This window comes from Proteus penneri (assembly GCF_022369495.1).
In the GTDB taxonomy this organism is placed as follows: Bacteria; Pseudomonadota; Gammaproteobacteria; order Enterobacterales; family Enterobacteriaceae; genus Proteus; species Proteus penneri.
Genome location: NZ_CP059690.1, coordinates 1,416,888 through 1,439,584, shown reverse-complemented (window position 1 = coordinate 1,439,584; position 22,697 = coordinate 1,416,888). Strand labels below are relative to the sequence as shown.

Annotated in this window: 18 protein-coding genes and 1 pseudogene; 10 read left to right on the top strand and 9 right to left on the bottom strand. The window is 34.8% G+C overall.

All coding sequences use genetic code 11. The annotated features are described in order from the left end of the window. Positions 1-4: 4 nt before the first annotated feature. A complete protein-coding gene (locus H1225_RS06575) occupies positions 5-916 on the top strand; it encodes a dihydrodipicolinate synthase family protein (RefSeq protein WP_109848475.1) in 912 nt (303 codons plus the stop codon). Between the two features lie 115 nt (positions 917-1,031). Here the strand turns inward: H1225_RS06575 and H1225_RS06570 are convergent. The 8 genes and pseudogenes from H1225_RS06570 to H1225_RS06535 all read right to left on the bottom strand — a co-directional run. After that, a pseudogene (locus H1225_RS06570) lies at positions 1,032-1,280 on the bottom strand (pyridoxal-phosphate dependent enzyme); the annotation flags it as partial. A gap of 113 nt (positions 1,281-1,393) precedes the next feature. After that, positions 1,394-2,146 (bottom strand): type III secrection system effector, WxxxE family, encoded by a 753-nt coding sequence (locus H1225_RS06565; RefSeq protein WP_109848474.1) that lies wholly within the window; start codon positions 2,144-2,146, stop codon positions 1,394-1,396. Between the two features lie 237 nt (positions 2,147-2,383). After that, positions 2,384-4,834 (bottom strand): glycogen/starch/alpha-glucan family phosphorylase, encoded by a 2,451-nt coding sequence (gene glgP, locus H1225_RS06560; protein WP_109848473.1) that lies wholly within the window; start codon positions 4,832-4,834, stop codon positions 2,384-2,386. Between the two features lie 44 nt (positions 4,835-4,878). Beyond that, positions 4,879-6,312: a glycogen synthase GlgA gene (gene glgA / locus H1225_RS06555; RefSeq protein ID WP_109848472.1), complete on the bottom strand. Its 1,434-nt coding sequence runs from the start codon at positions 6,310-6,312 to the stop codon at positions 4,879-4,881. Next, positions 6,309-7,658, bottom strand: a complete 1,350-nt coding sequence (gene glgC, locus H1225_RS06550) for a glucose-1-phosphate adenylyltransferase (protein WP_109848471.1) — start codon at positions 7,656-7,658, stop codon at positions 6,309-6,311. The genes glgA and glgC overlap by 4 nt, the downstream gene beginning before the upstream one ends. Before the next feature lie 21 nt (positions 7,659-7,679). Continuing rightward, positions 7,680-9,749 (bottom strand): glycogen debranching protein GlgX, encoded by a 2,070-nt coding sequence (gene glgX / locus H1225_RS06545; protein WP_161738104.1) that lies wholly within the window; start codon positions 9,747-9,749, stop codon positions 7,680-7,682. Between the two features lies 1 nt (position 9,750). Beyond that, entirely contained in the window at positions 9,751-11,934 is a 2,184-nt protein-coding gene (glgB, locus tag H1225_RS06540) for a 1,4-alpha-glucan branching protein GlgB (RefSeq protein WP_006536798.1), read from the bottom strand. A gap of 366 nt (positions 11,935-12,300) precedes the next feature. Next, complete coding sequence (locus H1225_RS06535; RefSeq protein ID WP_082147359.1) at positions 12,301-13,182, bottom strand: LysR substrate-binding domain-containing protein; 882 nt, start codon at positions 13,180-13,182, stop codon at positions 12,301-12,303. A 142-nt stretch (positions 13,183-13,324) separates the two neighbouring features. Between H1225_RS06535 and H1225_RS06530 the strand changes: the two genes are divergently transcribed. Next, a complete protein-coding gene (locus H1225_RS06530) occupies positions 13,325-14,050 on the top strand; it encodes a sulfite exporter TauE/SafE family protein (RefSeq protein WP_167426081.1) in 726 nt (241 codons plus the stop codon). Between the two features lie 100 nt (positions 14,051-14,150). Here the strand turns inward: H1225_RS06530 and H1225_RS06525 are convergent, their stop codons facing one another. Further along, a complete protein-coding gene (locus H1225_RS06525; protein ID WP_072063942.1) occupies positions 14,151-14,918 on the bottom strand; it encodes a GNAT family N-acetyltransferase in 768 nt (255 codons plus the stop codon). A 692-nt stretch (positions 14,919-15,610) separates the two neighbouring features. Between H1225_RS06525 and leuE the strand changes: the two genes are divergently transcribed. The 8 genes from leuE to H1225_RS06485 all read left to right on the top strand — a co-directional run bounded on the left by leuE (position 15,611) and on the right by H1225_RS06485 (position 22,672). Then, positions 15,611-16,258 (top strand): leucine efflux protein LeuE, encoded by a 648-nt coding sequence (gene leuE / locus H1225_RS06520; protein WP_072063941.1) that lies wholly within the window; start codon positions 15,611-15,613, stop codon positions 16,256-16,258. A gap of 376 nt (positions 16,259-16,634) precedes the next feature. Continuing rightward, positions 16,635-17,243 carry a DNA-3-methyladenine glycosylase family protein gene (locus tag H1225_RS06515; RefSeq protein WP_161671535.1) on the top strand — a complete coding sequence of 203 codons (609 nt, stop codon included), beginning with the start codon at positions 16,635-16,637 and terminating at the stop codon, positions 17,241-17,243. A 78-nt stretch (positions 17,244-17,321) separates the two neighbouring features. Then, a complete protein-coding gene (ada, locus tag H1225_RS06510) occupies positions 17,322-18,170 on the top strand; it encodes a bifunctional DNA-binding transcriptional regulator/O6-methylguanine-DNA methyltransferase Ada (RefSeq protein WP_161671536.1) in 849 nt (282 codons plus the stop codon). A 61-nt stretch (positions 18,171-18,231) separates the two neighbouring features. Beyond that, positions 18,232-18,552, top strand: coding sequence for a N(4)-acetylcytidine aminohydrolase (yqfB, locus tag H1225_RS06505; RefSeq protein ID WP_006536811.1), 321 nt, complete (start codon positions 18,232-18,234; stop codon positions 18,550-18,552). Between the two features lie 313 nt (positions 18,553-18,865). Next, positions 18,866-19,966: a D-alanine--D-alanine ligase gene (ddlA, locus tag H1225_RS06500; RefSeq protein WP_006536812.1), complete on the top strand. Its 1,101-nt coding sequence runs from the start codon at positions 18,866-18,868 to the stop codon at positions 19,964-19,966. Positions 19,967-20,537: 571 nt separating this feature from the next. Next, complete coding sequence (locus H1225_RS06495) at positions 20,538-20,915, top strand: lysozyme inhibitor LprI family protein (RefSeq protein WP_229096593.1); 378 nt, start codon at positions 20,538-20,540, stop codon at positions 20,913-20,915. 204 nt (positions 20,916-21,119) lie between these two features. Continuing rightward, a complete protein-coding gene (locus H1225_RS06490) occupies positions 21,120-21,653 on the top strand; it encodes a carbapenem self-resistance protein CarG family protein (RefSeq protein ID WP_109848466.1) in 534 nt (177 codons plus the stop codon). A 218-nt stretch (positions 21,654-21,871) separates the two neighbouring features. Then, complete coding sequence (locus tag H1225_RS06485; RefSeq protein WP_161671537.1) at positions 21,872-22,672, top strand: MetQ/NlpA family lipoprotein; 801 nt, start codon at positions 21,872-21,874, stop codon at positions 22,670-22,672. Positions 22,673-22,697: the final 25 nt, after the last annotated feature.

Genomic DNA, 22,697 nt, shown 5'->3' with positions numbered 1-22,697 from the left:
TAATATGAAAAAATTATTTGGCGTTACAGTGGCAATGGTTACTCCGTTTGATTCAAATGATCAAGTCGATATTAAAGCATTATCTGCATTAACTGACATGCTAGTCACCAAAGGCGTTGATTGCCTTTATCCTTGTGGTACAACAGGGGAAATGTTGCGTTTATCTGCATTAGAACGTAAAAATGTTGCGAAAACCGTTGTTGAAACAGTGAATAAGCGTTTACCGGTCTTTATTCATGTTGGCGCAATGACATTAATCGAAACCATTGAATTAGCGAAACATGCCGTTGAAATTGGTGCCGATGGTATTGGTGTGGTGACGCCACAATTTTTTGGTGCGACAGATAGAGAATTAGAAAACTATTTTGTGACAGTGGCAAATAGCGTACCAGATGATTTTCCTGTTTATTTGTATAATATTCCACAATGTGCCGCAAATAATATCAAGCCAGAATTAGCGGCAAAAGTACAACAACAGTGTAAAAATGTAATTGGTATTAAATACAGTTTTGCTGATAACAATACAACATTAAGTTATCTTGCGATTGCAGACGGTTTTTCAGTCCTTCATGGCTACGATAAATTATTCTTAGGTTTATTAGATGCAGGCTGTGACGGTACGGTTTCAGGTTGTGCATGTGTATTCCCTGAGCCATTTGTGAATATGTATAAAGCCTATATTGCAGGTGATCATCAAAAATCAAAACACTGGCAACAATTTTGTGTGAAATTTAGTGATGCACTTAAGTCTGGCGCGAATATGGCAATATTTAAATCAGCATTAACTATGCGTGGTTTAGATGGCGGTCATATGCGTTTGCCACAGCTCGATTTATTGCCTGAAGAAAATCAAAAATTAAAAGAGAATTTAACGCAATTGTGTAAAGACGCGGGGATCACTTTTTCACTTAATTAAAAAAGACTAAGCAAAAAACACCTTCGTTATCTTAATTGAATGGCAATATATTTATGATTTTAAGCAGTATGAAAAACAATCCATACTGCTTTTTTTAATTGTTAATAATATCTTTTTATTGTGCTAAAAAACGACCATATTGCGCAATATCGACATTACCACCACTAATAATAATGCCTATTTTCTTTCCTTTTAATTTATCACCAAATTGACGAGCTGCCGCCAAACTTAAACACCCCGTTGGCTCTACAATCATTTTCATTCGCTAGGCATAGAACTGCATAGCCGAAATTAATTCTTCATCTGTCACGGTTAAAATATCGTTCACATTGTTACGAATGATCTCAAAAGTATAATTGCCTAGCAAGGGTTTCAATATTTTGTAGTGTAAGATGTGGGGCCATTGTGCTTTTAAAGTAGATAAAACGTACATCCAATTATACATAATATCTAGTATTAGATTAATAGTTTGTTTTTTCACAAAAAAGCAAGAGTATGTTTATAATAAGGAGAAGGTTGAGTTAATTCATCTTTAGGAGTAACCAATGTTCGTTCAGCTATTTCTTTAACTGCTTCTTTTATTTTAGAAAAATCAACTTTATTTTCTGATAAGAAATTATAAATATATTCAGTTATTAAACAATAATTTTCATATTTTAAATATGAATTCTCAGAGCTCCCCAATTCATCTATTGCTTTTACGACTTCAGGGATATCTTGTAAATGTTGGATCATTGTACTTTGCGCAGCATTCTCATCTAAATTTAGATTAAATTTTTTAGAGATTAAAAAAAATAAAATTTGTTTAGTCTCTTTGTTTATAATAACTTTATCTCTTTTATATAAATTATCAATAGTCCGATTAATTATAGAAGAAGGAAGAATTTTTTTTTCATCTTTCCACCAGCCTGATATATCTTTATCTATTTTTTCATAAGCTTTATTTAATAGTTTTATTGATTTTTCTTTGTTTTCTTTACTAACTCTGTAAGAAGATATTTCTGTAGGTGTATAAGTTTTTAGTATTTTTGATAGTAAGGCGCGACTAATTTCTGTAATATTTACACTAACTTTCTTTCCATTACAACCACTAGGAATGTCTATTAAAGGGGTGTTTTTAATATCTTTAATATTATTTAAAAGTTTTACATAACCTTTTAAATTATCGTTATTAAAAACATTTTCTGCATTTTGTCTTTTAATTGCAAAGATATTTGAAATACTTTTCATAAAAACTCCTTTTTTTATTAAAAGAAATTTTGACAGAAAAAATAATAAAATATTTCATAAATAAAACAAATTTTCTTAATAAAAAAGAAGTGAAGATATAATATCTCTTTTTGAATCTATTTTAGAAACTGTAAGACGTTGCGCTTACCGTATAAAAATGTGTTTTGAATGTTCCAAAATAGTAACCGAGCAATAAAGTGCAGTTACTGTTCTACCCTTAGAAATTTAGCTTAGTTTTTACAATGTAATCGCAGAAGCTTTCCAAATTCGTTGCATATATTCTGTTACCGCACGATCCGCAGAAAAATAGCCCATCTGACAGATAGTTAACGCCGATTTTTTCAACCAAGCCTCTTCATCTTGATAGAGAAGATCAACACTATCTTGAGTATCAACATAGCTACGATAATCGGCTAATACCTGATAATGATCGCCAAATTCAATTAAGCTATCGAAAATTGATTTGTACTTATCAGGATAAGTTGGATTAAAGAAACCATTAGCTATTTGATTAAGCGCAGTATGTAACTCAATATCTTCATCGTAATAGCGACGAGGGGAATAACGCTGTCTTAACTCTGCCACTTCTTGTGCATTGTGGCCAAAGATAAACATATTATCAAAACCAATATGTTCACCAATTTCAATATTAGCACCATCAAGTGTGCCGATGGTTAATGCACCATTTAGGGCTAGCTTCATATTTCCTGTACCAGAAGCTTCTGTTCCTGCTAATGATATTTGTTCAGATAAATCTGCCGCTGGGATAATATGTTGCGCTAAACTTACGCCGTAATTAGGAATAAAGATCACTTTTAGTTTGTTTTTAATACGCTCGTCATTATTAATCTTGCTTGCAATATCGTTGATAAGATTGATAATTTTCTTCGCGTTATAATAAGCTGATGCAGCTTTACCGCCAAAAATAAATACGCGAGGCACCCAGTTTTTATCTGGATTTTCTAAAATGCGATTATAACGAGTGATAATGCCTAACACATTGAGAAGTTGACGCTTATATTCATGAATACGTTTTATTTGCACATCAAATAGTGCATTAGGATTAATATCAATATTTAACTCATCCTTAATGAGCAGAGCAAAACTTTGTTTATTGATACTTTTTGAATCTTTTAATTGGTGCAAGAAATTTTTATCTTTTATCAATGGCATTAATTCACCCAATTGCTCTAAATTTGTTCGCCAATTTGTACCAATATGGCTATCAATTGTTTTAGAGAGAGAAGGGTTTGCTAATGCCAACCAACGACGTGGTGTGATCCCATTAGTTATATTGCAAAATTTCTTAGGATAGATCGTCGCAAAATCAGCAAATAAAGATTGCACCATTAATTGGCTATGAAGTTCAGAAACCCCATTAACCTGATGACTAATAATAACCGCTAACCATGCCATACGGACATTACGACCATTTTCTTCATCAATAATAGAAACACGACGTAATAAGTCGTTATCATTAGGATATTGTTCTCTAACTTGCTTTAAGAATTTATCATTAATTTGGAAAATAATTTGTAAATGACGAGGAAGCGAACGACCTAGCATCTCAACAGGCCAAGTCTCTAATGCTTCACCCATTAATGTATGGTTGGTATATGAAAATATCTGAATAGTTTGCTTCCATGCCTCATCCCAGCTAAATTCATGCTTATCCATCAATTGACGCATTAACTCAGGAATAGCCAGCACTGGATGAGTATCATTCAGATGAATTGCAATAAAATCTTTTAGATTATCAAAGCGTTGATGCAGATGGTAATGACGTTGCAAAATATCTTGAACAGAAGCACTCACTAAAAAATATTCTTGTTGTAAACGCAACATTTTACCTGACATTGTTGAATCATCAGGGTAGAGAATACGAGAGATATTTTCAGAGCGATCTTTTGCTTCGGTTGCCTCTAGATATTCACCTTTATTAAATTTACCTAAGTTAAATGCAACATTTGATTTGGCTGACCACAAACGAATAGTATCTGTCGCTTGTGTGTTATAACCCGGAACAATAGAATCATAAGGTTGTGCTATAACATTGAAGGTATCAACCCAATAACTTTTCTCACCTTCTTGTTGTAAACGCCCACCAAAATCGACTTCAAATTGCAGATCATAACGAGGGAATTCCCAAGGATTACCTTTTTCAAGCCAGTTATCCGCAACTTCATGTTGTTCGCCATCTTTAATTTGCTGGCGGAACATGCCGTATTCATAACGAATACCATAACCTGTAACGGGATAACCTAGTGTGGCACAAGAATCAAGAAAGCAAGCAGCTAAACGACCTAAACCACCATTTCCTAAACCTGGATCTGGCTCAAGTTCGATTTGCTTTTCAAGATCAAGTCCTAATTCTTTTAATGCTTCTTTGACTTCGTGATAAACACCTAAAGAGAGCATGGCGTTTGTTAAAAAGCGCCCCATAAGAAACTCCATCGAAATGTAATAAACCTGTTTTACTTTCGGTGAAAGTTCCGCTTTGGTCGATTTTAACCAACGTTCAACTAAACGGTCTCTGATAGCATAAGAAGTTGCATTTAACCAATCTGTTGGTGTTGCATATTTGGGCGATGTACCAACGATAAACATTAGTTTGTAAACAATAGAACGCTTTAATGATTCAATATCTTTATCCGGGGATAGATAATCAAACTCACATAAATTTTTCATTATAAATCTCTTTTATGATCCACTGGTTCAAATAGACTTCATGTCTATAAATGTTGATACAGTGTTGCATACGTTTTCGCAGCGGTTTCCCAACTAAAAATAGTTTGATTCATGCCATCAGTTTGAGTTTGTTTCCACTGCTTTGGCATACTCCATAAGGTAAAGGCACGATTTATAGCCTGACGTAGAGAATCAGGTGTCGCATCATAGAAAACAAAACCCGTAGCTTGGTGATGCGCTAAATTTTCTAATGAACAATCATTAACCGTATCGGCTAATCCACCGGTGTGTCTCACTAAAGGTAAAGCGCCATATTTCAAGCCATATAACTGAGTTAACCCACAAGGTTCAAAACGACTAGGCACCATAATTACATCAGCGCCCGCGACAATTTGGTGTGAAAAGCTTTCATCATAGCCAATATGAACTGCTACATTTTGCGGATATTGTTGTTGTGCGTGTAAAAATGTTGCTTCAAGATGACTATCGCCAGTACCTAATAAAACAAATTGACCACCTTGTTTAGCGATATCTGGGAGCGTTTCAATCACTAAATCGAGCCCTTTTTGCGAAGTTAAGCGACTTACAGCCGCAAAAAGAGGGGCATTGTTGTTGACAGGTAAACCACATTTTTTCTGTAATACGGCTTTGTTATCTAAACGCATATTCAGGTTTTGAACATCATAACGACGCGTAATTAACCTATCTATTGAGGGATCCCAAACCTCCTCATCAATACCATTTAAAATGCCACTTAATCGCTGTTCATAAGCACGTTGACGCAATAACCCCTCTAAGCCGTAACCACATTCGTGAGTGGTTATCTCCTTGGCATAAGTTGGGCTGACAGTCGTAATATGGTTAGCATAAAAGAGGCCTGCTTTTAGGAATGAAATTTGTCCGTAATATTCCAATCCATTAATTGAAAAACAGTAATTAGGTAATTCAAGTTGATGCAGATGATAAGGTGAAAACTCACCTTTATAAGCCAGGTTATGAACAGTAAAAACAGATTTTGCAGAGTAATGTTTAATCGCTAAATAAGCACAAGCTAGTCCTGCATGCCAATCATGGGCGTGAACAATATCCACTCGCCATAAAGGATCCAACCCCGCTGATAGTTCACTGGCAACCCAACCTAATAGGGCAAAACGAAAAACATTATCATCATAAGCATGTTGATGTTGATCGTGATAAGGACTACCTGTACGTTGATAAAGATGAGGTGCATCAATAAGATAAATATCAACGCCTCGGTATTGTCCGTAAAGCAGAGAAATATTACCTGCAAATGTATCGATATTAGTTACTAATTTGAGTTCGGGAATATTATCTTTGATAGCAGGATATGCTGGAATAACAACCCGTGCATCTAAACCGATCCTTTTCTGCGCTAAAGGCAAAGAGCCCATAACATCGGCTAATCCCCCTGTTTTTAGCAGAGGGAATAATTCAGAACAACAGTGAAGGACATTCACGAAAATGCCTCCTCATTTTGAAGTTTTTGTTCTGCACTTTTTTCTATTGGATTTTCTTTTTCTTTACGTGCTAATTGCTCCAGCATTTCTCTTGTTACAAGCACGATACCTTCTTCAGTGCGGTGGAAACGTGCAGAATCTTCTTCAGCATTCATCCCAATAACTGTACCTTCTGGAATTGTACAGCTACGTTCAATAATGCAGCGTTTTAAATAGCAATGATGGTTCACTGTCACATCAGGTAAAATGACAGAATCTTCAATGTGGCAGAAAGATTCAACGCGAACTAATGGAAATAGAACAGATGAATAGAGCGTTGAACCATTGATAATACAACCGTCAGCAATCAGCGAGTTCATCATTTGTCCATGTTCATCATGATTATCTTGAACAAACTTGGCTGGCGGTAAAGAGGTTATAAAGGTGCGGATTGGCCAATCTTTTGCGTACATATCAAGCTCTGGTGTTACAGAAACTAAATCGAGGTTAGCAGACCAATATGCTTCAATGGTTCCTACATCGCGCCAGTAGGGAGGAACTGAAGGGTCTGAGTTGACACAAGAGAGTTCAAAAGGGTGCGCAAGAACATCACCACGTTTCGTGATTTTAGGAATAATATCTTGGCCAAAGTCATGGTGTGAATTTGGATCACGGCTATCTTCTTCTAATAAATCAAAAAGGTAATCTCTATCAACCACATAAATGCCCATACTTGCTAATGAGTGTTCAGGATCATTCGGAATACAAGGCGGGTTTGATGGTTTTTCTAAGAAATTAAGCACTCTACGATTTCCATCGATATCCATAATACCAAATTGGAATGCATTTTTTTTAGGAACACGAATACAAGCTACAGTGAATTTTGATTTGTGTTCAACATGATCAAGCAATAAACGCGCATAGTTCATTTTATAAATATGGTCGCCAGCTAAAATCACGACATATTTTGCTTGGTAGTTACGAAGAATATCGAGATTTTGATAGATAGCATCAGCTGTACCCATATACCAATGTTCAGTATTACGGCGTTGCTGGGCGGGTAATAAATCAACGAACTCATTCATATCTTCATTGAAGAATGACCAACCACGCTGAATATGTTGAACCAGCGAGTGCGATTGATATTGGGTGATTACACCAATACGACGGATCCCAGAGTTAAGACAATTTGATAACGTAAAATCGATAATTCGAAATTTTCCACCAAAGAAAACCGCCGGTTTTGCACGTTTTGAAGTCAATGCTTTTAAACGCGTACCACGACCTCCCGCTAAAACGAGTGCAATTGCCTCTTTAGGGAGTTGTTGTGCCAACATTAATTTTTGGCCTTGTTCTGTAGTCATCATAGTTATAGCACTCCAATCAAATCACTTAATCTGGGAGGAAATAATGGGTAATTTTTTAGTAGAAGACTGAGTATAAAAAACACGCTTTCGCCAAAGAGTGATACTGTTAGGTTGTACTTCACAATGTTCAAATTGAGCCGGATGACAATCAGGCCAGCTAGTCGTATCAAGCAAGCAAGACCAATACCCTTCAGGTAAAGAAAAAACTATGCTGTTTCTTAATGGGTTAAACATTAAGATCCATTGTTCAGCGAAAAGAAGTTGTAATGGTGATGGGGGAAGTTGTTGCCAATCTTCATGGCTCATAGGTTGAGCATTCTGATTTAACCAAATAATATTTTGGCTATCTTCCTCCCACCATTTAAGCGAACTTAAAGGTGTAATTTGGTGACGTAATTTAATGAGATGGTGAATGTAATCAGTTAAGTTGTAAGGCCGTTTAAACCATTTGATCCAACTGACTTTATTATCCTGACAATAAGCATTGTTATTACCATATTGCGTATTACCCACTTCATCACCAGCGAGTAAATGAGGTGTTCCTCTAGAAAACAGTAAAGTTGCCAGCATATTCCTTGTTGCAAGCAATCTGTGTTGATTTGTTTTTTCGTTAACTATCAAACCTTCTTCACCAAAATTCACACTATAATTGGTGTTATGCCCATCTAAGTTTGATTCACCATTCTCCTCGTTATGTTTATTCTGATAACTCACTAAATCTCGCAGTGTAAAGCCATCATGGCTCGTTATCATATTGATACTAGAATAGGGAGGCCGACCGTTTTTATGGTATAACTTTGCAGAGCCCGTAATATTGTCTGCAAATGTCGCAATAGAGACGTCACGCCACAACCAAAAACGACGAATAACATCGCGATAGCTATCATTCCATTCTGTAAATGGAACAGGAAAATTACCAACTTGATAACCATCAGAGCCTAAATCCCAAGGCTCCGCAATAAGTTTAATACGAGATAACAGCGGATCTTGCCGTATCGCTGTTAGTAGTGGTGATTGAGTATCAAAATAAGGGACTCGACCAAGACTTGTCGCTAAATCAAAACGAAAACCATCAATATGAAATTCTGTCACCCAATAGCGTAGGCAATCCATCACCCATTGCACCGTTTCAGGGCGGTTTAAATTGAGTGTATTACCACAACCCGTCCAATTTTGAGCTTTGTTTTCGTCGTTTAGCCAATAATAGCTTTGGTTATCAATACCACGTTGCGAAACAATATAACCTTCAAATTGATCACTTAATTCCGCAGTATGGTTAAATACCACATCTAAAATCACCTCAATATTGGCTTTATGTAAGCATCTTACGGCTTCCCGAAATTCATCAATAATATTCTGACCTAAATTAGAATAATATTGAGTCGATAAAGCGAAAGGCGCTAATACGTTATAGCCCCAATAGTTTTTTAAACCAATTTTATGAAGATGTGGCTCTGTTAAATGATATTGAATAGGCAGCAATTCTAATGCCGTAATACCTAGTTTTTTCAGATGTGAAATAAAAGCAGGATGCCCTAATGCTGCATAAGTACCCTGTAAATTTTCGGGTATTTCAGGATGCAGTTTTGTCAGTCCTTTTACATGTCCTTCGTAAATAATAGTTTCTGACCATGGCGTATTTAATCGCTGATAAGTGCCTTTTTCTTTATAAAAATGGCAAAAGCAACCGCTATCATCCGTAATAACTGCTTTAGGTGTAATCGCACTATCATCATGCTCTAATGCATTAAAAACAGGAGAGGTGTAAGGTAATGTATTGTCAACAATACCTGTCACTTGTTTTGCATAAGGATCTAATAATAGCTGCTGAGGTTGATAGAACAATCCTTGATCAGGGTTCCATTCGCCTTCTACACGATAACCATAATGTAACCCAGGTCCAGCACCGGGCAAATATCCATGCCAAATTGCGCCTGTTTTACCCGGTAATGGGTAGCGGATCTCTTTGCCTGCTTTATCAAACAGACAAAGAATGACTTTAGTGGCGTTTTCACTAAAGAGTGTGAAATTTACGCCATAGCCATCATAATGACTCCCCATAGGAAAAGGACGCCCATAATCTAAAGACATATTAATCCTTCAATCTTAAATACAGTGTCGCAAGCGGAGGCAGCGACAATGACAATGAATAAGGTTTGCCATTAAATTCACTTGCGGTTGTTTCTATTTCACCTAAGTTTCCTACGTTACTGCCGTTATAAAACTCAGAATCACTGTTGAGAATTTCCCGATATGTACCTGCTTTATTTACACCAACAACGTAATTGTGATGCACAACAGGCGTGAAATTACTGATGACAATGACTTCATTGTCTTGTGTATCTTTACGACAAAAAGCAAAAACAGAGTTATCGCGATCATCAACGGTAAGCCACTCAAAGCCTTCGCGCTCAAAATCACATTCATAAAGCGGAGCATTAGCTCGGTAGGAAAGATTCAAATCTCGCACAAAATGTTGAATACCTTGATGCGGACTATTTGGCTCTTCAAGAAGATGCCAATCTAAGCTACTGTCATGGTTCCATTCATGCCATTGTGCAAACTCACACCCCATAAAGAGTAATTTTTTGCCAGGATAAGCCCACATAAAGCCGAGATAGGCACGTAAATTGGCAAATTTTTGCCAATCATCGCCAACCATGCGACCAATCAATGAGCCTTTGCCATACACAAATTCGTCGTGAGAAAGAGGCAAAATAAAGTTTTCGTTATAGGCATAGAGCATGCCAAAGGTCATTTGATTATGGTGGTATTTACGATAAATAGGATCACGTTGCATATAAGCTAACGTGTCATGCATCCAACCCATATTCCATTTGTAATTAAAACCTAAGCCACCAGCATCAGGCGGTAAGGTAACACCTGGGAAATCAGTTGATTCTTCTGCAATTGTGATCGTACCCGGACAAGTTGCACCTAATAACTTGTTGGTATGACGAATAAAATCAATGGCTTCTAAGTTTTCCCGTCCACCGTGTTTATTTGGGATCCATTCACCTTCTTTTCGGCTATAGTCACGATAAAGCATTGAGGCAACAGCATCGAAACGAAAGCCATCTAGCGCAAAGTGTTCATGCCAATACAATAAATTGCCTGAAAGGTAATTCAGTACTTCATTGCGTCCATAGTTATAAATCAACGTATTCCAATCGGGATGAAAACCTTCACGTCTATCTGCATATTCATAGAGTGATGTGCCATCAAAATTACGTAAACCATAATCATCTTCGGGAAAATGACCAGGAACCCAATCTAAAATGACATTAATTTCAGCCTGATGAGCTGCTTCGATAAAATCACGAAAATCCATAGGTGAACCAAAGCGACGAGTTGGTGAATATAACCCTAACGGTTGATATCCCCATGAGCCATCGAAGGGGTGCTCATTAATGGGCAATAGTTCGATATGGGTAAAGCCCATTTCTTTAACGTAGGGAATTAACTGTTCGGCTAGTTCACGATAACTTAACCAACTTTGATCGTCAGTGTGTCGGCGCCATGACCCTAGATGAACTTCATAAATAGAGATAGGTGCATTACGTTGATTCGCCTGCTGACGCGATAATGGCATTGGTTTGATGGGGGGTAATGTATTGATAATTGAGGCAGTTTCAGGGCGTATTTGTGTTTCAAAAGCATAAGGATCTGCTTTTAAACGACGTTCACCATTCGCATCAAGGATAGAATATTTATAGCAATCCCCAAGATGCGCTTGGGGAAGGAAAAGCTCCCACATTCCACTTTCACGACGTAGTCGCATTGGAAAACGTCGTTCATCCCAGAATGAAAAATCGCCTACAACGCTTACGCTTTTTGCGTTGGGTGCCCATACAGCAAAAGTAATACCATCAATATCACCCAATTTGGCAGGGTGAGCGCCTAAACATTGATAAGGGCGGGAGTGATGGCCTTGAGCTAAAAACCAAATATCCATTTCTTGCAATAAAATGCCAAATTGATAGGGATCATCAACAACACCTTGTGCATTTTCCCACGTTATATCTAAACAGTAACTAAAACGACGTTTACGTCGAGGGATCGCGCCACAAAAAAAACCACTGGGGTGTATACGCTCTAGTGTTGCGACTTTTCGTCCATTCTTTCTATCAATAACACTAACTGCAACTGCATCTGGTAAAAAAGCACGAACCTCTAAGCCAACTGATGTTTCATGCATACCAAGAAGTGCAAAAGGATCAGGCTCATATCCATTAATTAGTTTTTCTACTGATTTTTTGGTCACAGCTACAGACATCTTATCGTCCTTCGTTGTCAGCAAATAAATTAATAAAACTTATATTTATATATCAGCATAGAACGTTAATTTAAGTTAAACAATAAGTGTCTATAACCGATTATTTAAAATTAAAATAATTTATATAGGTTAATTTTCTTATTTATTGAATTTACTTAATTGAATTAAAACAATTTTAATGTATTTGGTAGAGAGGGGGTATGAATTATAAAAATAGCACAATTAGCTTTTTCAGATATTCATAAAAAAGAAGTTATCATTAGGTATTTTTAATAAATTGGCTGGTGGATAGTTCTAAAAAGTGTCATTAATAGGATTTAAATCGCCATTTTTATGAAAAAAAATCAATTATTTCATTAATAATGATTAACTTTTTTGTTGGGTGAGCCATTGTTCAAAATCAAGATGTGTTTTGTTTTTTTGTACTCCTAATGGTGTTAAAGCGTAGTAACTTATTGGTGCAATTTGGATATCAGGAAATAATACTTTTAAAGTACCGTTATTTATTTCATTCGATAAAATAGAAACAGGACCAATGCCTAGACCTAATCCTTCAATAATGGCTTGAAGAGAAATATGAAAGTGATCAAAGCGATAGTGACGTAAGAATGAGCGTTGTGTATTAAGGTGGGTCGCCATTAACCATTGCTGCCAATGACCAGGACGAGTAAGCGTATCGATAACAGGACAGTCAAAAACATCTTCAAATTTAGTGACACTGTAACGTCTTAAGAGTTTTTCAGAAGCAATTAAACAATGCTTATCCTCTAAAAAAACAACAGATGAATACTCTTGTTGCTGAGGTTGAGGGCGAATAATCAGATCATCATGACTAATTAAATGAAATCGTTCACTATTTGCAGAGGCAATTTGGATATTTGCATTAGGGTATTGAAGATAAAAATCCTCCATTCGCGGAATAAGCCATTTTAAACAAAGTGTTGTAGGAACACTGATATTTAAAATATCGTTTTTTCCACCATTACCATAACGAAAACCAATATCATTTAATTTATCAAAAACGTCACTTAACTCTTGCGCCAGTGTCAATGCATAAGGAGTGGGGACTCGACGTAAACCTTGTTTATTGAATAAAGTGACACCAAACCATTTTTCTATAACTTGGATATGGCGACTGATCGCTCCATGAGTGACACATAATGTTTGTGCGGCTTCAGTATAACTTTGGCTATGACAAGCGACTAAGAAAGCACGCAATGAAGGCAGTGGAGGAAGATTTCTCATCATAATTTCTCATTATGGTTTATTTATCATAAATAAAGCGACTATCTGATTAAAACTCACAATACCGTGACATTTTATCACAGGTAAAAATAAAGAAGATAGGTATGATACAGCGTCTTTAACTTATTGAACTTTAAGGATGATAATGAGTTTTATCGCAGTTATTTTATTGGCAATCTTGTCTGGCTTAATCAGTGGCGTTGTGGGAACGGGATCTTCTATTTTATTAATACCTGCTTTGACTTATGTATTTGGTGCCAAGGAAGCCGTACCTATCATGGCATTAGCTTCAGTAATGGGAAATTTGTCTCGCATTTACTTATGGCGTCATAGTATCCGTTTTAAGCCACTTTTTTATTATTTATTACTTGGTATTCCTGCGGTTATTTTAGGTGCCAATACATTATGGGTTATGTCTGAAAAATGGCTCAATATCGGGATGGGGCTGTTCTTCATTTTGATGATCCCCGTGCTCCACTTACTACGCAAATATCAAATCCAAATGAAAACCTACCAAGTTATTATGGCTGGTGCTGTTATCGGCTATTTAACGGGAGTGGTGTTTTCCACAGGACCATTAACGATCCCTATATTCTCGGCATATGGTCTAACATTAGGACCATTACTTGCGACTGAAGCTGCTGCCTCATTTGTTATCTATCTCACCAAAGCCCTGACATTTAGCCAACTTGGTGCAGTTAATAGCTTTATCTTAATTAGCGGGGTATTAGTAGGTTGTGGCTTAACAGTAGGAAATTATCTTGGCAAGAAACTGGTATTAAAACTAACACCAAGACTTTTTCAATGGTTATTGGATGCCATGTTGATCTTTGCAGGTAGTTCACTGTTTATTAATGGAATTATCAATTAGTTAAATTTTTATATTGTTAAGTAAGATGTGTAGTATTTTATAAGTAAATTTGTGCATTAAAAAAGAAGGCTCAATAGAGTGATTGAACCTTCTTATGAAATTATTTGTTAATAAAGCTTAAATAGTTAAAGAGTGGTTTAAAACCAAATTTACGATAGAGTGCCAAACCATCTGCTGATGCATCTAAAAAGCAGCGTTCTACACCTTGCTCACGACAAAACTCTAACACATGCTTAATCAAATGAGTTGCATAACCATTGCCTTGATAAGCAATATCGGTTCCAATATCGTCAAATCGCGCTAATTTATCATGTAATGTTAGCGTTAATGACGATACAGGTTGACCTTCAACTAATAAAGCATAATGGAAAATAGTGGCACCATTATCTAATGCTTTCTGGTGATAGCGAATATATTCATTAACAATCGTATCATCACTATCATCTCCCACTGGAAACGCTGTTTTTAATGGGCGCGCCCACTGCTCAAGATTGTGATTGGTTAAAATAATATCGCAAGGATTATTACTATAAGACGGGAATATTGCTTCCGATAATGTTAAATACATTGCTGTTGTCATACCATCACCAGTATAACCTGCATTTTTTATTATTCCTTCAAATTCAGGTAATAATGCCTCTGGTAATACCAAAATATGGTCTTTTTTCTGTGAAGTAAAAAGGATGCTGGCTTGCTGAAATGAGCTTTCTGTTGCGCCTTGGCGTAGATAAATAAAGTTAAAAATGGCAGCATCCATAGGTGTCATAAAGCAATGAGTATGATCACCAATACGAATATTATTTTCACAAATTTCTGACCAAAAAGCTTTTTCTACTATTTTAAATTCTTTATACAGTTGTGCATCCATAATGGTTCTCTAGCTGAGTCGTGATACGCGATATGGCGTTAATAAAGGTTCCGCTTTTTGTAAATGCGTGTTGTTCAACGCATTTGTAAAATAAAGGTGACAATGTCACGATAGCGTGCATAGTAACAATATATCCCCTCAGATAAGGAGATATTTCTCCAATAATTATTAGCATTTGATCTTTAGGCATAGACCTTTCACTAACTGTTTTATTGTTAGTTTACCTGTTTGCATAAAATTATCATAAAAAATCGTTTATACATGGCATACAATACGTTCAGGGTGATGTTTATCACTATTATCAATGTAATAGGTGAGATTGTTTGGGTTTTAAAAGTAGTAAATAGGTTCAAGATCACAAAAAGAATAATAAACTATAACAAAAAACAAACAATAGAATATTACATCCAAAGATAACCAAAAATACAGATTATAATTCTATGTATTAGTTTTTAGGTGATTATTAAATCTGTATAAAATTTAATTTCAGTATCATACTATAACGCATGTTTAAACTGGTTTTTAACTCTAAAAAATAAAATAAAGAAAGAGGTATAAACTGCTTTTTATATCAAAATGTGGAGTAATTAACTTATCTTTATTAATTATGAAGATTATTGTTTTACAAAAATATTATTATGGATATGATGGCTCACATATTCAGCATGTTATTTTTTTGAAAAAGGCGTCGTATGTTAGAAAGTATCGGTATTTCAAATATTTGGACATACCTTTTAGGCGTTATTTTTATTACCTTAGTACCAGGTCCAAACTCGATTTTCGTTCTTACTTCCAGTGCGAAGCATGGCGTAAAAGGGGGGTATAAAGCCGCTCTTGGTGTTTTTACGGGTGATGCATTATTAATCTTTTTGGCATTTTTGGGGGTTGCTTCATTAGTCAAGACTTCACCCGTTTTCTTTATTATTATTAAGTATGCAGGTGCTCTTTACTTAACCTATTTAGGATTAAAAACGTTATATACAACGTTTCAAAAGAAAAATGAGACACCAGAGCAAGTTACTGAAGTTACAGTAAAAGCAAAAGATGGTCTTTATGTTAAGGCGTTATTTTTGAGCATGCTTAACCCAAAAATGATCATTTTTTATGTTTCTTTCTTTATTCAGTTTATCGATCCTAAGTATGAAAATGCAGGTATACCATTCTTTGTATTAGGTGTTATTTTAGAAATATGCAGTATGCTTTATTTATCAGTCCTTATTTTTGGCGGTGTTGCAATTACCAATAAAGTAAAACATAACAAACGGTTAGCTTCATTATCAAATAGTTGTATTGGTGCTGTGTTCTTGCTTTTTGGTGCAAAACTGGCATTAACTGCATAATTTTATTAAACAAAAAAGCCACTTTAAAAAGTGGTTTTTTTTAGCTAAAAATAAATGTTCATTTCAATAAATTATTTAATACAACTTCTAATATTGAGTTGTATGTTTCTGTTTTAATCACTTTATTTGCTGGAGCAGGAGAATAACGAGAAGCTTCCGATTCATAAAATATACTTTCAGATGCTAACATTCTTAATATTCTATTTAGAACATAAGGAATTGAATTCGTTTTTTTGCAAGTTCATTTATATCTTTAGGCCCTTCTTTTAATAAATCACCCATTAATAACTGAAAATAAAAAAGCAAGAAATGGAGTGCATAATACCTTATTTCTCAAGTTATACTGTCATCTAGTATATTTTAATATGAGATAGCTATGTATTTTCAATATGGCGAGAAAGAGATAAATACTTTAAAAAATCGTGATAAGCGTTTAGCCGCGCTTATTGAAAGAATAGGGGATATTAAACGGCCTCTTACTCCTGATTTATTTACAGCATTAGTTAAAAACATTATTGAACAACAAATTTCAGTTTCTGCTGCCGAAACCGTTAATTTACGATTACTCAAATTATGTGAGGGGATTTACACACCAGAACGTATTGCAAAATTATCAGAACAAGAGATACAGCAGTGTGGAATGACTATGCGCAAAGCCGGTTATATTATCGGTATTGCGGACGCAGTTATTTCAGAAAAACTAAATCTAAATAAAATTCCTGATATGACAGATAAAGAAGTTATCGATACTTTAATTCAATTAAAAGGTATTGGGGTTTGGACTGCAGAAATGCTATTAATCTCTTCGCTTAATCGGCCAGATATTTTAAGTTGGGGAGATTTAGCTATTCAACGTGGAATTATGCGTCTTTATCGTCATAAAACATTAGATAAAATACGCTTTGCTCGTTATCGAAAACGCTATTCACCCTATGGTTCTACGGCATCGCTTTATCTATGGGCACTATCTAAAGAACCAGAGTAATTGAGCAATAAACGGAGTTCTTTATTCATTATATTTTGTTACTAATAGCTATAATTCTGCATTTAAAGGACTACCATAATGGAAAATAAACATAACCAACTTATTGAGCAAGCCTGCCGTTTTATTGAAAAAAATAACGGTGACGTGTCGCTAAGCAGTATTGCAGAGCATGTGATGGCAAGCCCATATCATTTCCATCGCTTATTTAAATCAACGATGGGGATCACTCCAAAAGATTATGCTAATGCTTATCGTCAAAAATTAATAAAAAAGGCGTTAGTTCAAGATGGCAGTATTACAGATGCGATTTATCAAGCTGGCTTCAATGCTAATAGTCGTTTCTATGAAAATGCAAAAGCAATATTAGGTATGACGCCAACGAATTGGCGTACAGGGGGCAAGAATATTGCTATCTTTTTTGCTATCGCGCAGTGTTCTTTAGGAAGTATTCTTGTGGCGCAAAGTGAAAAGGGGATTTGTGCCATTATGTTAGGTGATGATGCGGCGTTGCTATTAGACGATTTACAAAAACAATTCCCTCTGGCTGAATTAATTGGTGCGAATGAAGAATTTGAGCAAGTCATTGCACAAGTTATCGGCTTTATTGAGTTACCCAAACAACCCTTATCTTTACCTCTTGATATCCAAGGTACTGTATTTCAACAGAAAGTTTGGCGGGCATTATTAGATATTCCTTTTGGAAGCACGATGACTTACCAGGAAATTGCCGATAAAATTGGGGCGCCTAAGGCATATCGTGCTGTCGCTAATGCCTGTGCGGCTAATAAGTTAGCAGTTGCTATTCCGTGTCATCGTGTTATTCGACAAAATGGTGAATTATCAGGTTATCGTTGGGGAATTGAGCGCAAAGCTAAGTTGCTTCAGACAGAGGCGTTGAATAACCCTAATTTTGGCAAAAAAGAATAATAAGTCATTATTGCATGATAAGATAATCAGCAGATTATCAATAATTTTATGAGTCAATATTATGTCGGCAATACCAACAGAAATTACTTTTTTCGAGCGTTTAATTCCTTCTATTCTTGAAGAAAAAAAAGTGATTACTATCCGAGATGAGAGTGAAAGTAATTACAAGCCAGGAAGCATTGTTGAATTATTTGCTAATGAACATCGTACTTATTATGGAAAATTGAAAATCATAACGGTATCACCTTTACGTTATGACGAAATCAATGAGTATCACGCGCAACAGGAAGGCATGACACTCCCAGTATTGAAAGCGCTTATTAAAGATATTTATCCGACGACACAATCTTTATATCTTATTGAATATCAGCTAATAAAATAAGAAAAAAGAAAGGATCGCATCGTGATCCTTTTTGCTTAAGCAAAATCTTCTTAAATTATCTTAAGTGTGAATAATCAATAATTTTCATTTCGGTTGGTTTACATCAGCCATGGTGTTTACCTTACACCAATAGAATTGATCTTGTTATTGCATCACTATATCTTGAAATAGTGACGTTTTAACACTCTAAATCATAGAATTTCATCATTTTATCGTAATTTTTCTCAGATAAGAACTATCTACCTACATTGGGGGTTTTTATCATGATATATTGCTACCTATTCGCTATAGCTGTCCTATAAAAGGTTAGAAAATGAGTAAATTAAGAGTCGCTATTATTTTTGGTGGTAAATCCACAGAACATCAAGTTTCATTACAGTCAGCAAAAAATATTATTAATGAATTAGATCGAACGAAATTCGACCTTTGCTTAATCGGTATTAATGAACAAGGTCAGTGGCATGAATATTCAGAAACTGATTATTTACTAAATAGCGATAATCCTAAAACTATTTCATTAAGTAAACCTTTAAGGGCAGTTGCTATTATTCCAGGTAGTGTAAAAAAACAATTTATTTCACTTGAAGATGGTCAGGCATTACCTCAAATCGACGTGGTATTCCCAATTGTCCATGGTGCATACGGTGAAGATGGGACACTCCAAGGCTTATTACACATGATTGATATGCCTTATGTGGGGCCTAATATCATGAGTTCAGCAGCTTGTATGGATAAAGATATTACTAAACGTCTACTTGATGGTGCAGGATTAGCGGTTGCACCATTTATTACCATTATGGCACATCAAATTAATGATATTCATTACAATGAAATGGTGCGTCAATTAGGACTTCCTTTATTTATTAAACCTGCGAACCTAGGCTCTTCAGTAGGAATTAGCAAAGTTAATAATGAAGAAGAATTCAACGCTGCATTAGAAATGGCTTTTGAATACGATCTTAAAGTAATTGTTGAAAGTGCTATTGTAGGTCGTGAAATAGAGTGTGCTGTTTTGGGTAATGAAGATCCAGAAGTTAGTCCTTGTGGTGAAATCGTATTAAACGATGCTTTCTATGCTTATAACACAAAATATATTGATGAAGATGGTGCTAAAGTTGTTGTTCCTGCAGTAATGGATGAAAACACAAGTTTGCATATTCGCCAAGTTGCCTTAAAAGCATACCGTGTTCTTAATTGCTTAGGTATGGCTCGTGTAGATGTGTTCTTAACACAAGATAATCGTGTTGTGATTAATGAAATAAACACGCTGCCTGGTTTTACTAATATCAGCATGTATCCTAAATTATGGCAGAGTGCAGGTTTAGGCTATCAATCATTAATTACTAAATTAATTGAGTTAGCACTAGACCACCATAGAAAAACGGCTGTTTTAAAAACGAAGTGTGAACTTTAATTGATGTATAAAAAGTGGGTGCTTGATAAAAATTACATATCTCAATCAATTTAGTATTAACTGTTGCTGGTATTCAGATAACCTGTAATTTTTATCATCGCATATTAGCAGGCTTTAACGTTATTACGTTTAAAGAAGTACGCAAAGCACTCACTTTTGGCTCTCAAAAAATAAATATTCATCAAGTAGGGATAGAGCATAAAGGGAATAACTATCTCGTCCTTGATAGTTCTGATTAGATAAAATCAATGTTCCAGATAATGTGTCTATTTTAGAAGAAAAGCTAATTGGTGTTATTGTTGATGTATTCAATTCAAAATCAGAATGCTGACTACGAATCATGATAATCAAACATTTTGCTTAATTTTTTTTGCAAACGATATTTATTTCTAAAAAACATAAATATTTAAAAGTATTAACATGGTTATTCAGCGTTAATACTTATTATCCAATAATAGAGTTATTTTTCCTTGTCTTTACTTAATTGCCATATAAAAACTTTGTTAAAATGATAAAGAACTTATTTTTTATCTTCTAAAACTATGTTTTTAATCAAAAAATGGACGGTGCGATGAAAAAACTTATCCTATTCGGTACAATATCTGGCGGTATACTATTTTGGTCTATACATTTACAAGCAGATAATTTTGATTGTCGAAATGCTGCGACTCAAACTGAAATTAACCAATGTGTATATCAAGATTTTCAGCAGAAAGATGAAGAGCTTAACCATATTTATCAGCAATATTATGCTAAGTTAGAAGGTGTTCGAAAAGATCAACTTAAACAAGCTCAGTTGGTTTGGATTAATTTTAGAGATCTCTCTTGCCAATATGAAGCTGATTATTATCAAGGTGGTAGTTTAGCACCAATGGTGTATAGCAGTTGTTTAAAAGATAAAACAACAGAAAGAATTAGTGATCTTAAAAATTACATTGCTCTATATTAACTGGAAACATTAAACCTAAAAAAATATATATTAAAAATATCTTCTTTTTATAATGGTTAAATAAATATAGTGATCGTCATAAAAATATTTTATAAATGGTGAAAATGTAAATTCTGTATTATTTTGAAACATAAAAAATCTTGACTAATCATTATCACAAAGTAGTCTGATGCGCAAGTAACAAGCAAAAAAGAACAGAATATAATGAATAAGATATTAAAACTTGGGCTAGGATTACTTTTTTTATCGCTACCATTTGCTTCAGTATCATCAGATATTAAACTCGAATATGGCGTAAATCTTATCGATTTTAATGGTGATGGTATTCCTGATGTTGTTGTTAAATCTAGACGATCATTTGATGATTCAACATCTGTTGATATGACAACTGTTTATATCAAAGGAAGTGATCAAAAGGTTTATATTGTTCCGTCTATCTATGCTAACGCTTTGAGTCTTTTTAACAATAAGATTAAAGGTACAAATATCACCATCTCTGATTTCAAATTTATTGAGAAAAAAACACACATTATATTGTTAAGTGCTGAAAAGATAGGAAACAATCTACAAAAACCCACTCCAGTTCGCTTTTCAAGCCATTCTATTTCAGAAAATAAAAAAAGTGATGAAACTCAGTTTAAATGGCAATTTAATACTTATTGTGTAACTGAATCAGCCTATCTCAGCGTAGAAGATGCATATTCTGATAATTGTATAAACAAAATCATTAATGAATAAATTTACAAATTAAATTGCAAACACATCATATTATGATGTGTTATTTTTTTATTTTATAAAACAATGTATTGTAAAAATATAAGCAATATTCTTTTCTTTATATGCATTTGGGACTTGTATCATTTCTTATTCCTTGTTATTAATCTATTGTTAGGATGATTCTTAATCAAAATAATTTTTATGGCACTGTTTTATCAAAGTTTGTTTTAGAGGGAGATATGAAGGAAATTATTACAGGTTTACTTCTAGCCTCAATATCATTATTTACTGTATCTTGTACACAAGAAGATACGCATAAAGTAAAAGTGGCAATTAATACAGGGCCTGATCAAGTGATTTGGGATGAGGTTATTCGTTTAGCGAAATTAACGGAAGGGTTAGACGTTGAAGTTGTCGCTTTTAATGACTATGTACTTCCTAATAAGGCATTAAATAATAAAGAAGTTGATGCGAATGCATTCCAATCCATTCCTTACCTTCAAACACAAATGAAAGAAAATGGTTATAAATTTCATATCGCGGGTAAAACCTATATTTTTCCTTTAGCTGCATACTCTAAAAAAATTAGCGATATAAATGAGTTACAATTAGGATCTCTTGTTGCTATCTCAAATGAAGCTAGTATGAGAGGCCGAGCACTTCTATTATTAGCAGAAAACCATCTTATTACTCTCAATGAGGGCGTAGGTTTCACCCCAACAGTAGACGACATTATCTATAACCCCAAAGAAATTAAGTTTATTGAAGTTGATACGCCACAGCTCACTGAAGCACTAAATGATCCAGCAATCACAATAGCCATTATTAATAATAATTTTTCGTCTCAAATTGGGTTAATTGCAACTCGAGATGGATTAATTCTAGAAAATAAAAACTCACCTTATGCCAATGTTATCGTGACCCGTGAAGATAACAAAGATGATGAAAATATAAAGAAGTTGATTTCAGTGCTTCACTCACGACAAATCGAGTTGAAGTTTAAAGAAATGTATAAAGGTGATGCACTAAGAGCATGGTAACGTCTTAACTTAAAGATAGAGAGAA